This is a genomic window from Hoyosella rhizosphaerae (assembly GCF_014643175.1).
GTDB classification, from domain to species: Bacteria; Actinomycetota; Actinomycetes; order Mycobacteriales; family Mycobacteriaceae; genus Lolliginicoccus; species Lolliginicoccus rhizosphaerae.
The window spans coordinates 1,457,999-1,472,063 of the sequence record NZ_BMJH01000001.1 but is presented as its reverse complement, the minus strand read 5'-3'; the positions used below and the strand labels follow the sequence as shown (position 1 = coordinate 1,472,063).

Here is a 14,065-nt window from a genome sequence, read left to right as displayed (position 1 = left end):
TTGTCAGCGCATGGTGAGCAACGCCGCAAGGGGCCGGAACGGCTGCAGCCACGCGCCTTCGTCCGGTAGTGACTCAAGGCTGACCCGCGGTAGTGGTTCGCGGAACACTCCGGGGATGTCTTCAAGGTCCACGAAATCGAGCAGTGTGGACGCGACGGCCCAACTAGCGTGCTCGCGGAATCCAATGACGGTGACGGGGACGCCCTGCTCTGCGAGCGCCTCCAGCGGTTCGCGAAACGCCTGTCCATCGGCCGAGGCCACCATCAATCCGGCGAGGCCGTCGGTGGCGACCCGGTGGTCAATGTGGTGAAGCATGTCCGAATCGACGTCACTGTCTTCGTCGATTTTTGGCTTGGCGAACACTGCGAAACCTACGTTTCGTAGTGCCTCAACCCACGGTCGAACGACGTCGGCGCTGCCCGGTGCGATGTTGGTAAAGACGGTGGCTTCAGGTTCAACACTGGTGGCGTTGGCTCCGTCGGACTTTTCGATCTCGCTTGTTTTTTGTAGAAGCCAGCGACCTAGAGCATCAAACCTAGGCCGATATGCGGCCGTTGGGCGTCCGCCGAGAATGGCGCCAAGTCCCATGTCAAGGTTTGGAGCATCCCAGATGAGTAGCGCACGGCGTCGGCGACCGCTCACGCTCGGTCCCGAAAGTAACTCAGCTTCGGTGTCAGACGTCGCGTCGGGGATGATGCTCATTCTGTAATTCTCTCCCATGCAAAGTCAGATATGGCGTTACCAATGCGTGCGGCGCGGCCCTCGAATTTAGTTTCGGGACGTTCGCTGCTCATGGGCCAGGGCCCGGTAACTATTCCAAGCAAGGGTGCAGAATTTCCTGATTCCTCGATGTACTGAGCATACTCCGCGTGATCTGTCGCGACATGCACTACGCCTCGGGGCCGAAGCCTGGTCGCCATGAGGGTAAACATCTCAGGCTTGAGTAACCGACGTTTGTGATGGCGAGTCTTGGGCCACGGGTCCGGGAAGAACACTCGGAAACCGTCGACAGACCCAGGTGCCAACATGTTTTCGAGGATTGCGACCGCGTCGCCCCGAATCACACGAATGTTGGTGATGTTGTTCTGTTCGATAAGTTGCAGCAACTTGGCGAGGCCAGGTTTGTAGACGTCGATCGCAATGAGGTTGACGTTCGGTTCGGCCATGGCCATCTCAGCGGTAGCCGTTCCGGTTCCGCAACCTATTTCCACGACTAGTGGAGCTCTGCGTCCGAACCACGCTTCTACATCAATAATGTCGTCGTCTACGTTGCGACCTATCTCGTCCCACATGCGTTCCCAAGCGCCTTGGCGGGACGGTTTGAGAACTCCGGTGCGGGTTCGGTAACTCGTCACACGGGGGTATAGGCGCTTGTCGGATTCGGGTTCAGTGTTGCCGTTGGCGTCATCCGGCGCTGCAGTGGGGTCAGTAGACACCTCCCTATGGTCCCTGATTGGGGTGGCAATAGTCGATTCGGGTCCAGATCTGCGCTCGTGCGCGTGTGGTGAAGAGTTTGGGATTTGCCCCGGTGAGTCGTCACACTGAGGTTGGGAGGGAACGCCGCTGCGGGTGCTATTGGGCCTGTTTCCAGTGGTGGTCTGGTGCGAGATTGTTTTCGGGGGAATGAAATGGTTTTTTCAGGTCTGTGTGCGGACGGATCGCTGGTTGTCGGCGTTGTTGGTTGCCCTGGAGTTGGCGTCACTGTTATGGCCACAGAAATCGCCGAAAACTGGGCTCACGGTGCTAATGAGTGGGCGCTCGAAGTGCGCGAGGGCGTCGTCGACGTGTTCGGTGGGGTTACGTGGAAACCCGGTTCCTCGGATGAGCCCGCGGCGGCCATAGTTTTTGTTCTCGGAACAATTCCCCGTGAGGAAGAGATTCTTGCGGTGCAGCGATTGAGGGAGACGTTGCCCGAGGAGGAAAACGTGCTCCTGGTTCAAGGGCGAGCGGACGTGATTGCTGCCCACCATTGTGACGACACCGATGTTTCGCCGAGTTCGGCGCGTCAACGCACCCATTCGCCCCTACCTGCTCGCACAATGGAAGTGATTCCCGTCAGCGCAAAGCTGGCCCAGGCATCGCGAAAACTAAACACTAGTGATCTTGATGCGCTTCGATCGCTGGCGCGTCAAGAAGCAGCAGACACATCCGAACACACAAACCGGGCAGTGCGGTGGTACTCGGCAGATCTGTTTCGACGCAACACTGATGTGTTGAGCTCGGCGCAGAGCGAACGACTACTAGATTTGCTGGACCTACCCGGAATGCGCCACGCAATAGAAGCCTTGAGGAAGTCGCCCACGATGACGCTCAAAAAGATGGGGGAGTTGATGCACCACCACAGCGGAATAGCGCCAATGCACCGTTGGCTGCAACATGCCCTTTGGGCGCTGTCCACGCAACGTGCCTCCAATTCTTCCTCGCGTCACAACGCCAAGATCAACGTTGCCTGGGCGCCTGAACGCGCCCCGGAAGGCCCGACAACGCGAACAGACCTACTCGCCACCGCAGCACAAGTGCGCGCAACAGCGGTCGCTGCAGCGACTGCGACCGAGGCGCGAGCAGCCCACGCACACTACCGGCACCTACTTGCTGCAGCGGAGGAGCTCGCCTCGTGAGCACATACGACACAACACGCACCGCGCTAGGTGGAAAGCACGCCACCCGAATGCTGTGTGACGAGGTGTTTCGCACACTCGAAACGTACGAGCCCACTAGTGCCGCAACATTGTCGGGGCTCCGCTCACTCCGTGCGCCGCGTGGACAATCAACCACCGAAGTTGTTGTCACCGGACGCGCAAATTCAGGGACATCAGGGCTCATTGAGGCGCTCAACGCAATAAACCCACACGGACCAGTCGTTTTCCGGGAGTGGGACCATGACGACGACAACGGAATCATGCTGCCCATCGTGTTGATGCTGTTCGACGCAGCCGGTCCGATTGGCAGCACCGAACTTGGTGAACTTAGGCGCCTCAACAAAAGCGTCGACAAAGTAGTTTTTGCGATAACGAAAACCGACATGCACCTCAACTGGCGGCAGGTGCGCGACCGCGACGCTCAATTGCTTGCCATTCACACACCTCGCTTTACCGGCGCCGAAATCCACCCCGTTGCAACGCCGCTGGTGCACGCCGCGAACGACCGCAGAGACGCAGACCCGCACGCCGCGCAGGCACTTGCTGAATCCGCCGGTGTCGACGCGCTGCACGCAGCTGTGCTCGAGAACATTCCAGCGCCAGGTACGGATTACGTAGCCCGCAACGTCCTCTGGGGAATTACAGCCGCCCTGCAAGAGGCGCAGGCTACTCGACAACGCATCGGGCGCGACATCCAAAACAACCCCGAGATCAACAAGTTGCACCGCATCCGAGCTGAACTACTACGCAAACGTGGTGTCGGGCGGAGCGACGACCTGACAGCGGTACGTGCAGATATTCAACGTGGTCGTGTGGAACTAGGCCACAGCATCAATGAATGGGCGCGCACCACGGCCGGGCTTACACGCAGCGAAATCGACGCTCTCGATGGGGCCGCACTGGGCGACTACCCAGCACGAGTTCGTTCGCTCACCCGTGTCGGCCACGAACAGAACAACTCCCGCACCGAGAAATACGTCGGAACACTCTTTGACAAGCGTTCGTTGCCTGCACCTGAGAAGCCTGCACCCGATGTCGCCGAACGCGAACAATCGGATGACGCTACGCCGCCCCAACTGATTCCCAAGCGCGGAAGCGAAGACTATATTTTCGCGCTGGTCGGAGCCTCAGCCGGCGTTGGCCTAGGGCGACTCATATTTGGTCCACTGTCGTTGATGCCCACCCTGGACCTACTGACCATTCCGTTGACCCTCATCCTCGGCATCGTTGTCGCGCTGTGGATGCTGCGAGTACGGCGGCACGTCACCGCACGTGGACGCCTTCGTGAGTGGACGGCTGAACAGTTGGCGCACGCGCGAGCCCACATGGAAAGGCACACCGCATCTCACTTGGTCAACGCTGAACAGCAACTCGCCGCCGAAATATCCCGCATCTACGACGAAAAGATTGCGGATACTGACCGACAGGTGGCTCAAATCGAAACACAAATTCGGGCCTTGACTGGGCAACGGGACAGCGAACTTGCCGTGCTGACAGCGGAAATAAATGACATCACTGCTGCTGTGGAACGCTCCACACAATTGCTGCAAGGACCACGAGACCGAGCGGAACCGGAAGAATCGTCCTAGCGTAGTGATGTGAACACGCGCACGCTCCTCATCCTTGGCGCCAATGGCGACCTCACCCACCGCTTGCTTCTCCCCGGGCTGGGCCGCCTGATTGCTGCCGACCCAGAACTCGACATTGCACTCATCGGTGCAGGACGCACGGAACTGTCAGACCAGACATGGTTCGACCGGGCCTCCAAGGCCATGCTCCACGAAGTTGACGAAGCAGACAGCGCGGCCCGGCAACGAATAAAAGCAGTGGCCGAGGCGTCGCGCTACCTCACTGCGAATGTCACCACTTCACGTGACTTGGCAGCGGTCCTCGCGCAATGCCCGACGTCCCCAGCGGTGTATTTCGCGCTGCCTCCGGCGGTGACGATAGAGGCCTGCACTGCGCTGCGCGACGTTGATCTGCCAGCCGGAATTGTGCTTGCGTTGGAAAAACCCTTCGGAACAAGTGTTGCTACAGCCGAAGAACTCAACGCACTGCTCACATCCTTGGTCCCAGAGCCGCAGGTGTACCGAGTCGACCATTTTCTTGGAAAGTCGACTGTGCTCAACCTTCTCGGATTGCGTTTCGCCAACCGGATCTTTGAACCGATCTGGAACGCTGACTCCGTCGAAAGCGTGATGATTTACTACGACGAAGAACTTGGACTTGAGCAACGCGCGGGGTACTACGACAAAGCTGGCGCTTTGGTCGACATGATCCAATCGCACCTTCTGCTCGTGATGGCGCTCGTGGCGATGGAGACGCCGTCAAGCCTGCATCCAGACGACCTCCGAGGAGCGATGGCTCAAGTGTTGCGAGCAGCGCGTCCGTGGCAAGGAGATGCTGCCACCGCAGGGCGACGAGCCCGCTATGCAACCGGCTCCATCAACGGGCGAACTTTGCCCAACTATGTCGATGAGCCCGGCGTCGATCCTCAGCGAGGCACTGAAACACTCGCTGAGGTGAAGATTGGGATCGAAAACTGGCGATGGGCGGGCGTACCGTTCACCCTCCGGTCAGGTAAAGCCGTAGGCAATGCCCGGAAAGAAATCATCATCACGTTCAAGAATGTGCCGCACCTCATCACAGGGTTGACCGGCTGTGCGTCGCCGCCGCGGTTGCGTGTGGTCCTCGATCCGGACCGGCTGCACCTCGATCTGAACATTAATGGTGCTGGAGATCCGTTCAACCTCGAACAAGTGACGATGTCAGCCGAATTCGGTAAAGGAGCACTGTCCCCCTACGGCGAGGTATTGAGCGGGATCTTGGACGGAGACCCCATCTTGTCGATTCGTGGGGACGTTGCAGAGCAATGCTGGCGGATCGTCGAGCCAGTTCAGCAAGCCTGGGGCGCAAACACCACCCCGCTTGAAGACTACGAAGCCGGAACGCCGGGGCCGAAATCCTGGAATCTGTGACGAAAATGGCACGGTGGGAAATAGGCCCAAGGGGAACCGTGTGTGCTTGCGTTGCGTCTATCGCTACATGTGGACTCCCGACGAACTTCTCGGTGGCGGTTGCTTAGCTGACCTGTGGGATGGTGCACCCGCAGACTATTGCCGGGCTGAGCTGGCTAATCCAGGACTCGATATCAGCGGCGACGGCAGATTGGACAGTGCCCGGTTGCTGGTGGGCGAGAGCGTTATCCTTGCCTCCGACACAAATGGAGATGGTTTCGTTGACGCGATCACCCAGATCGGGGTGGATAACGCGTTTGAGGCGTGGAGAATATCCGAATTACCAGCTAGTGAACATCAACGATGGCAGCGAGGCGACGATGGGCTGCTAGCCTAGACACCGTGGTGCTGCCACCACGCACTCGACCGCGAGTTTGCAGCGATTCGATGCTGTGAGTCTGCTCTCACAAAGGGCTCACTGTAACGATTCTGTGCAGCGCCAAACTAGGCCATTGGCGCACAACCCCTCGCGTCGGCGTTAACCTGTTTATTAGGACACCCGGAGCATGTGTTTTCGGTTGACCGGAATATTTCGAATCCGGTCCGCCGTTGAACGTATGCACCACACTGAGTGGATACGGCAACCAGCACTGCCGCCGACGTGAAGTAGCGTAGGTAGTCGATCCCGAACCAGGAGAGGCTGATGACAGCAGCGACCATTCCAGGGCTGAACGGAACGGGCGATACGGTCCCGACGAAGCATGCAGAACTGCTTGCGTGGGTACGCGAAGTCGCGGAACTTACTCAGCCGGATCGCGTCGTATTTGCCGACGGTTCCGACGATGAGTGGGAGCGACTGACCACCCAGCTCGTAGCGGCTGGTACCTTCATCCGGCTCAATGACAACAACTTGCCGAACTCGTTCCTCGCTCAGTCAGATCCGTCAGATGTGGCTCGCGTAGAGTCGCGCACCTTCATCTGTAGTGACCGCGAAGAAGACGCTGGCCCCACAAACAACTGGATGGCTCCAGATGAGATGCGCGATCTCATGAGTGGGCTATACCGGGGGTGCATGCGCGGCCGGACAATGTACGTTGTCCCGTTCTGCATGGGCCCACTTGGCTCGGATGATCCGAAACTCGGTGTGGAGCTCACGGACTCGGAATACGTCGTGGCCTCCATGCGTGTGATGACACGCATGGGCAGCAAGGTGTTGGAAATCCTCGGCGAGGATCGTCCGTTCGTTAAGGCACTTCACTCAGTCGGCGCGCCTCTTGAGCCTGGCCAGGACGACGTTCCTTGGCCCTGCAACGACACCAAATACATCACCCACTTCCCTGAATCCCGGGAAATCTGGTCCTTCGGATCAGGCTACGGCGGAAACGCCCTCCTCGGTAAGAAGTGCTACGCCCTTCGCATCGCCTCCGCAATGGCGCACGACGAAGGCTGGCTCGCTGAGCACATGCTCATTCTCAAGCTGATTTCGCCTGAGGACAAGGTCTACTACATTGCTGCGGCGTTCCCGAGCGCATGCGGTAAGACGAACCTCGCGATGATCCACCCAACAATTCCGGGCTGGCGCGCTGAGACCTTGGGTGACGACATCGCATGGATGCGGTTCGGTGAAGACGGCCGTCTGTATGCCGTCAACCCAGAATTCGGATTCTTCGGTGTGGCACCAGGCACGAACTGGAGCTCCAACCCAACAGCGATGAAGACAATCGCAGCGGGCAACACCGTGTTCACCAACGTCGCGATGACCGACAACGGCGATGTGTGGTGGGAAGACCTCGAAAACATGCCGGACCACCTCACTGACTGGCTCGGCGATGACTGGACTCCGGACTCCGGCCGTAAAGCAGCGCACCCCAACTCGCGCTACTGCACACCGATGTCGCAGTGCCCAACGCTGGCTCCGGAGTGGGACGACCCCAAGGGCGTTCCGATTTCCGCGATCCTGTTCGGTGGTCGCCGGAAGAACACAGTTCCGCTGGTCAATCAGTCCTTCAACTGGCAGCACGGTGCCTTCATGGGCGCAACGATGTCATCCGAGCAAACAGCCGCTGCCGAAGGCCAGGTTGGTTCGGTGCGACGCGACCCAATGGCGATGCTTCCGTTCCTCGGCTACCACGTCGGTGACTACCTGCAGCACTGGATCGATGTTGGCAAGAATGCTGACGAAGACAAGTTGCCGAAGATCTTCTACGTCAACTGGTTCCGCCGCGGAGAAGACAAGCGCTTCCTGTGGCCAGGATTCGGCGAAAACAGCCGAGTGCTCAAGTGGGTCGTCGAACGAATCGAAGGCAAGGGCGGTGCGCAAGAAACGCCTATCGGATACGTTCCAACCGCACAAGACCTCGACCTTGAGGGCCTCGACGCTAACCGTAACGATGTCGATGAATCGTTGGCAGTGAACGTCGAAGACTGGCAAGCCGAAATCCCCATGATTGACGAATGGCTAGATTTCGTCGGCGACAAGCTACCTAGCGGCATTCGCGACGAGTTCGAGGCTCTGAAAGATCGCCTCAACACATAAGTAATTCATCAAAGCGTGCGGGGCTCACCACAATGTGGTGAGCCCCGCTCTCTTTGTGCTGTGCCGAACCGCGGAAACCGCTGCTGTGCTGTCTAGGTAGATATGGCACAGGTATGTCTAGGTTGGCTTGTCTGGGCCCACCCAGTGTGGGAATAGGCCCCATTCGGACGTCGGTGTGGTCGTGATGAGCGCCGTGTCTAGGTGCTATCTCATGGTGCGTGCGCGATGGCGTTCGCCGCGCACCTGAAGCGGACTGATCGGTTGCGCACGTGCAGAAAAATGCATCGAAAAGTCTACGGTCGGCGATGCAAACTTCAGCACATGCGGGCACCCGCGCTGGCCATGAACAGTAACCAAAGCCTTGGTTGAGATGCCGCATCGCCGAATCCTCACAAGTGCTAAGTCTGGGTAGAGATCATGCGTGCTTTATCTACCCAGACTGAACAGACGGAAACCGCTGCGGCAAAAGGGGCAGACCAGAAACAATGAGGAGCACCCAACTATTAGGAGCTCACATGTCTGACCATACGTACAGGGTCACCGAGATCGTTGGCACGTCCAAAGAGAGCCTCGACGATGCCATCTCAGGTGGTATTACACGCGCGTCACAAACCTTGCGCGGGCTCGATTGGTTTGAGGTTACTGAAATCCGTGGACACATCGTCGACGGCAAGGTTGGCCACTACCAGGTTGGGATGAAGGTTGGGTTCCGCCTCGATGACCCCAGCTAGGACTCCCCGCTAGGTTTACTTCTTGCGGACAACGATGACCAAATTGCTGACCATGAGCTCACGCAAAATCGGGATTGATGTTGCCCACCAACTCCACCACGGGTTATAGCGCGGAAACGCAGCGACAAGTTCAGCGTTCGCCCCTGGAGCGGTCGCTTGGCGTGCCCATCGAAGCCCCGCCGATGCAGTAATCGGGAAGAGCGAGGTGCCGAACCGATTCTTGGGTTCTTTGCCGTTCTTCCGCGCATAGCGCCGGGCTGCGTACTCTCCGCCAAGGAAGTGCCACTGCCCGGTTTCGTGGCCACCAAATGGCCCCCACCACAATGTGTACGACAGCACCATCAACCCGCCAGGTTTGGTCACCCGCAGCATTTCGTCCGCCATTGCCCACGGAGTTGGCACGTGTTCGGCCACATTGGATGAGTAGCAGATATCCACACTCGACGTACGAATGGGAAGCGCCATGCCGCTTCCGCGAACAGAACCTGAAAACGAAATTCCGGCCGCGTGCATTTCGCTTGGATCAGGTTCCACCGACAGGTACTGGGCACCACGGTCATGGAAAACATCAGCGAAATAACCTGGCCCGCCGCCAACATCGAGAATGGTTGTGCCCTGTATCGAGTGCCCGGCTACCTGTTGGTGCAGATCGTCAAGCATGGTGGCGGTGTCGCGAGCTATCGCACCATAAAACAGGTCAGGCCGAGCCTGTTCGTACTTGAAGTCGCTCAGAAGTGAAAGTGACCGCCGGAACGTGGCGCGGCGGGCAAAGCGCCGGGCGGCTGGACTAGTAACAAGTAGCGTGCGCACATCGATACAGAGTACGGACTATTACAGATTGGGACATCACCGCGAGGAGTCGTGGCAGCTCGAACCGATCAGGTCTATCGTGTGGCAGAAGTGCCGTAGGTGGTGGTGCGGTCTGACCGCACGCACCGCGGGGGCGTTGTGAGGTAGGGAGCATCGTGTGCGCGAAGTTTTGCTGTTGTGTTGGCGAGATACGAGCCATCCACTCGGGGGCGGTAGTGAGCGCTACCTAGAAGAGGTAGGGGCTGCCCTCGCTGCGAGCGGCGTGCGCGTGACACTGCGAACTTCCCGCTCTAAGGGTGCCGACCGCACCGAGTTCAGGGACGGCATGCGCATCAGCCGTGGAGGCGGCAAGTACACGGTATACCCACGAGCCCTGGGCGCAATTCTCGCTGCACGGTTCGGATTTGGCCCGCTCAAGGGCACTCGTCCGGACGTTGTCATTGACACCCAAAATGGTGTGCCGTTCTTCGCGCGGCTCGTCGCGGCGGTTCCTGTCATTCTGCTCGTGCATCATTGTCACCGCGAACAGTGGCCCGTCGCTGGACGCGCGCTCGGTGCATTCGGTTGGTGGATCGAGTCGTGGTTGTCACCTCGCGTGCATCGACGTAATCAGTACATGACGGTGTCGCTACCGTCGGCAGAAGAACTCGCCACGCTCGGTGTGGATGCCGGGCGTGTTGCCGTGGTGCGGGCAGGGGCGGATGCAATTCCTCCCCGTATCCAAGTTGGAAGCGCAGCAACTCGGTCAGAAACCCCACGCCTGTGCGTGTTGTCGAGGCTGGTGCCACACAAGCAGATCGAAGATGCTTTGCATGCGGTCGCAGCAGTGCGGCCCACGATGCCGAACATTCAACTCGACGTCATTGGTGACGGCTGGTGGATGCAACCGTTGAAGAAAACAGTCCGTGAGTTGGCCATCGAGTCGTCGGTGACTTTTCATGGTCACGTCGACGAAGAACGCAAGCATGAACTGTTGTCGCAAAGCTGGTTGCATGTGTTGCCGTCCCGCAAGGAAGGTTGGGGTCTCGCTGTGATTGAGGCGGCCCAGCATGGCGTACCGACGGTGGGGTACCGGGCTTCGAAAGGCTTGACGGATTCGATCATTGATGGAGTGACAGGGCAGCTAGTCGATACATCTGCGGATCTCACTGACGCTGTCGAGCGGTTGCTCACGAACCATTCTGAGCGGGTGACGCTGGGGGAGAAGGCCCGCGTGCGCGCGCGGGAGTTTTCGTGGCAGCAATGCGCTGACGGGGTCGCCGAGGTGCTTTCGGCTGCCGCCGCTGGTAAAGCAGTGTGTGGTCTTGTCGGCGGTGCGTCGTGTGAGGAATCAGTTGTTGATTTCTCGACCCGCCGCCAGTCTGCGTAGCCCAGGCCATACTGCGGCGAGTCCACCGGCCACGAGCGCCAGCAGCCATGCGATATGCGCGGCGATGACGAGCGAGCGGTCGACCGTTGACGCAGACAAGTCGGTAGCTACCTCTGGGTTGGCATAGAGCACGACGTCTTCCGTGTCGATGACGACGGAAAGTTGATCCAAGGTGCGTTGTGCTTCGCCTCGCACCCCAGGTGTTGCCGGTTGGTCGATGACCCATTGAACACCGAGGTCAGCGAGCTGTGTTGGTTTAGCGCCCGCAAGCAGTGTGGCTTCTACAGTTCGGGCGCGCTCACCCTCGCCAGGTATTACACTTCCGGCGACATGGAGATCACCGCTGGCAAAAACGTCCCGCGAGATCAGACGCGGTGTGGGATCAAGAGCGACTACGCCGGTGCCGTATGAGTAGTGGCGGAACATCCCCGCAGGCAAGACTGCTACAGAACCTTTTTGCGCTGATTCCGCGAAGTGCGCGGAGACTTCCGCCCAACCTGGCGGGTACTGAATTGGGCGCAGCGCACCCCCGACGCCCCAAGCTGCATCGGGAAGCACCACGATGAGCATCACACACAGCACAGTCGGTGCCATTCGGCGGCCGATAATGGTGCACAGCCACAATGTTGCTGCGGCCCCGCAAAGAATATAAAACGGCAGCGCCAACGCCACCCATTTATGGGTGTCGCGTAGCAGTCCGCCACCAGGAACGGTGGCGACAACGTGCGCGAAGACGCGCATGCCCGGTCCGGTCGCCACAATGGCGGGGCCAACCACGGCGCATGCCGCCAGGAAGCCCAGCGCAAGCGGTAGTCGGCGAGAAGTGGTTTTCCACAACTGCCACCCACCCACGACGAGGATGAACGAAATCCACAGTGTGGCCAGCACACCCAAACCAGCGGTGCGGGTCAGGGGAACAGCATCAGCGTTCCAGATGCCGCCAAGACTGATGAGGCTGCCCAGAGTGCCGAGACCGGTTTCTGCGCGCGCAGCGAATGCCTCAACACCCAGAAGGGTACTGGTGCCGCTATCACCTGTCAGCGTTGCCGCGAGCCACCACGGTGACGCAACAACGGTAGAAACTCCGGCTAGGAGGCCAATGACTCGCCACCGCGTGGCCGATGACACAGCGAGTGCCGCCACAATGCCAGTAATGAATGCAAGGACCAAACCAGTGGGTGTGAATCCGGCGACAGCGATGCTGACGGCGAGCAACCCCCACCAACCGGGTGTGCCCTGTCCTGCGCGGACCACCGCAACCACCACCCACGGCAGGGCGGCGTACCCAAGAAGCAGGCTCCAATGCCCCTGTAGCAAACGCTCCGCGACGTAGGGGTTCCACACCGTGAGCGTTACCGCAACGGATTCCGCGCCCACTCGCGGACCAGTCGGCGTGGCCCAAACCGTGCGTACAAGCGCTATCGCGCCCCAGCTCGCGGCGATCAGTGCAAAAACTATCAGCCCAGTTACGACTATTCCGCCGTCAAGTACCTGGCTGGCAAGGGCGAGAAACCAGTCCTGTGGCACTGCCCGCGGTGCGGTATCACCGAGTCCGAGCGCGGTATCGGTTACGAAAGACCGTGGGGTCGATACCGCATCGCGGTGCAAGAGATACCCGGGGCGCAACAATGGGGAGAGGATGATGATGCTGAGGAAAATGCCGTAAATGGGTGCACACCAGTGCAACTTGCGGTGCAGTGTGAGTGCGGTGACCATGTGCGGAACGATACGTGGCTGCGGCGGGTTCGCCGAGAACCCCTATCGCACGCCATGATGGTGTCGTGACTTTGAACGCCCGGCCCAGCACCGTGGTTGCTGGCGTGTCCAAAGTGACTGCTGGGGCGATGGTCGCGAATATCGCCGCGTACCTCCTGCACCTGCCTGCGAGTCGGTGGCTAGGACCTGCGGGCTACGGAGAGTTTGCCGTACTCCTCGCGGCCCAGTTGCTGATCGCGGTACCCGCATTGGCGTTGCAGATGGTTATCGCCCGCGAGGTAGTGAGAGCGACCCTCGACGGCACAGAACGCACGGCTGAGCTGAGGCGGTTGGGGTACGCCAACACAGTTTTTGTCGCGGCGGTCGCGGTACTCCTGACACCTGTCGTGGCGGGCACCCTAGGAACCTCAATGGTGGCCGCCGGCGCGGCGTTGTTAACTGCCCCCGCCTTGGTTTTGCTTGCCACTGAACAAGGGTTTCTGCAGGGGCAACAGCGTTTTGGCGAACTCGCAGGGGTCCTCGCCGGCGTGGGTGTTTGTCGGGTCTTACCCGCAGTGGTGGTTCTCGGTGCTGGTGGTGAAGCTGCGGGCGCTTTGGCTGCCGGTGCCGCCGGGGCTTTCCTTGCAGCGGGGGTGGCCAGGCTCGTCGTGAACCGACGAGTCATTGTTGGGCAGGAGCGCGCAGGTAACTCCCACGTCCCAAATGTGCTGTCCGTTGTGCGCGCATCGCACGTTCAACTAGTCATCATCGCGTTGACCTCAATTGATTTGATGCTCGTACGCGCCGTCCTCGATGAGTCGTCATCAGGTTTGTACGCGCTAGGGGCAGTGGCGACGAAAGTAGCGTTTTGGTTGCCGTATGCGGTCGGAGTCGTGCTGTATCCCGAGATGGCCAACCCGGCCAGGACGCAGAACGCCGTGCGGAGGATTGTGCTCGTAGTGGGCACACTCGGAGCCGTGATGGTCGTCGGGGCTGCACTTGCGGCGCCGATCATTCCCGTGATCGTGTCGGAGGACTACCGCCCCGTCGTAGGCATGCTGTGGTTGTTCGCAGCGCATGGAGCGGTCCTGAGCTTGCTGCAAGGCGTTCTCTTCGCTGCGGTAGCCCGCGACCGGACGGCGGTCGCAGGTATCGCGTGGGTCGCGCTCGCGGTCGAAATCGCAGTTCTGCTCACGGTGCCGTCAACGCTGCGCGAATTTATTGTGTGCGCTCTCGCGGTGTCATCAGTGACCGCCGTCGTTATTAGTGCCGCGGTGTTGTGGGCACTGCGTAGGCCGAAGACCGAGCAAGCCCCAGTCTCCTAGAAA

The 14,065-nt window shown here is 59.7% G+C and carries 12 protein-coding genes; 8 read left to right on the top strand and 4 right to left on the bottom strand.

The genetic code is table 11. The features are described 5' to 3' along the window. Nucleotides 1–3: 3 nt before the first annotated feature. Nucleotides 4–702: an NYN domain-containing protein gene (locus IEW73_RS06750; protein ID WP_229675797.1), complete on the bottom strand. Its 699-nt coding sequence runs from the start codon at nt 700–702 to the stop codon at nt 4–6. After that, nucleotides 699–1,454, bottom strand: a complete 756-nt coding sequence (trmB, locus tag IEW73_RS06745) for a tRNA (guanosine(46)-N7)-methyltransferase TrmB (protein ID WP_372433626.1) — start codon at nt 1,452–1,454, stop codon at nt 699–701. The genes IEW73_RS06750 and trmB overlap by 4 nt, the downstream gene beginning before the upstream one ends. 174 nt (nt 1,455–1,628) lie before the next feature. On the opposite strand from trmB, the gene IEW73_RS06740 reads away from it, so the two are divergent. From IEW73_RS06740 to IEW73_RS06715, 6 genes are all read left to right on the top strand, one after another. After that, nucleotides 1,629–2,618, top strand: coding sequence for a hypothetical protein (locus IEW73_RS06740; RefSeq protein WP_188671852.1), 990 nt, complete (start codon nt 1,629–1,631; stop codon nt 2,616–2,618). Next, nucleotides 2,615–4,228: a hypothetical protein gene (locus tag IEW73_RS06735; RefSeq protein ID WP_188671849.1), complete on the top strand. Its 1,614-nt coding sequence runs from the start codon at nt 2,615–2,617 to the stop codon at nt 4,226–4,228. The genes IEW73_RS06740 and IEW73_RS06735 overlap by 4 nt, the downstream gene beginning before the upstream one ends. 9 nt (nt 4,229–4,237) lie before the next feature. Beyond that, nucleotides 4,238–5,617: a glucose-6-phosphate dehydrogenase gene (locus IEW73_RS06730; RefSeq protein ID WP_188671846.1), complete on the top strand. Its 1,380-nt coding sequence runs from the start codon at nt 4,238–4,240 to the stop codon at nt 5,615–5,617. 67 nt (nt 5,618–5,684) lie between these two features. Further along, nucleotides 5,685–5,993 (top strand): DUF6802 family protein, encoded by a 309-nt coding sequence (locus tag IEW73_RS06725; protein ID WP_188671843.1) that lies wholly within the window; start codon nt 5,685–5,687, stop codon nt 5,991–5,993. A gap of 306 nt (nt 5,994–6,299) precedes the next feature. Next, complete coding sequence (locus IEW73_RS06720) at nt 6,300–8,132, top strand: phosphoenolpyruvate carboxykinase (GTP) (protein ID WP_188671840.1); 1,833 nt, start codon at nt 6,300–6,302, stop codon at nt 8,130–8,132. 515 nt (nt 8,133–8,647) lie between these two features. After that, complete coding sequence (locus IEW73_RS06715) at nt 8,648–8,863, top strand: dodecin (protein WP_188671838.1); 216 nt, start codon at nt 8,648–8,650, stop codon at nt 8,861–8,863. A gap of 15 nt (nt 8,864–8,878) precedes the next feature. Here IEW73_RS06715 and IEW73_RS06710 read toward each other — a convergent pair whose 3' ends face one another. Then, a complete protein-coding gene (locus IEW73_RS06710) occupies nt 8,879–9,673 on the bottom strand; it encodes a class I SAM-dependent methyltransferase (RefSeq protein WP_372433624.1) in 795 nt (264 codons plus the stop codon). A 157-nt stretch (nt 9,674–9,830) separates the two neighbouring features. Between IEW73_RS06710 and IEW73_RS06705 the strand changes: the two genes are divergently transcribed. Further along, nucleotides 9,831–11,042 carry a glycosyltransferase family 4 protein gene (locus IEW73_RS06705; RefSeq protein WP_188671836.1) on the top strand — a complete coding sequence of 404 codons (1,212 nt, stop codon included), beginning with the start codon at nt 9,831–9,833 and terminating at the stop codon, nt 11,040–11,042. Here the strand turns inward: IEW73_RS06705 and IEW73_RS06700 are convergent. Further along, the gene (locus IEW73_RS06700; protein ID WP_188671835.1) at nt 11,004–12,758 is read right to left on the bottom strand and encodes an MmpA family trehalose lipid delivery protein; all 1,755 of its coding nucleotides are present in this window, start codon (nt 12,756–12,758) and stop codon (nt 11,004–11,006) included. The two genes, IEW73_RS06705 and IEW73_RS06700, sit on opposite strands and share 39 nt — an antisense overlap. A gap of 65 nt (nt 12,759–12,823) precedes the next feature. On the opposite strand from IEW73_RS06700, the gene IEW73_RS06695 reads away from it, so the two are divergent. Continuing rightward, nucleotides 12,824–14,062 (top strand): lipopolysaccharide biosynthesis protein, encoded by a 1,239-nt coding sequence (locus IEW73_RS06695; protein WP_229675795.1) that lies wholly within the window; start codon nt 12,824–12,826, stop codon nt 14,060–14,062. Nucleotides 14,063–14,065 lie beyond the last annotated feature (3 nt).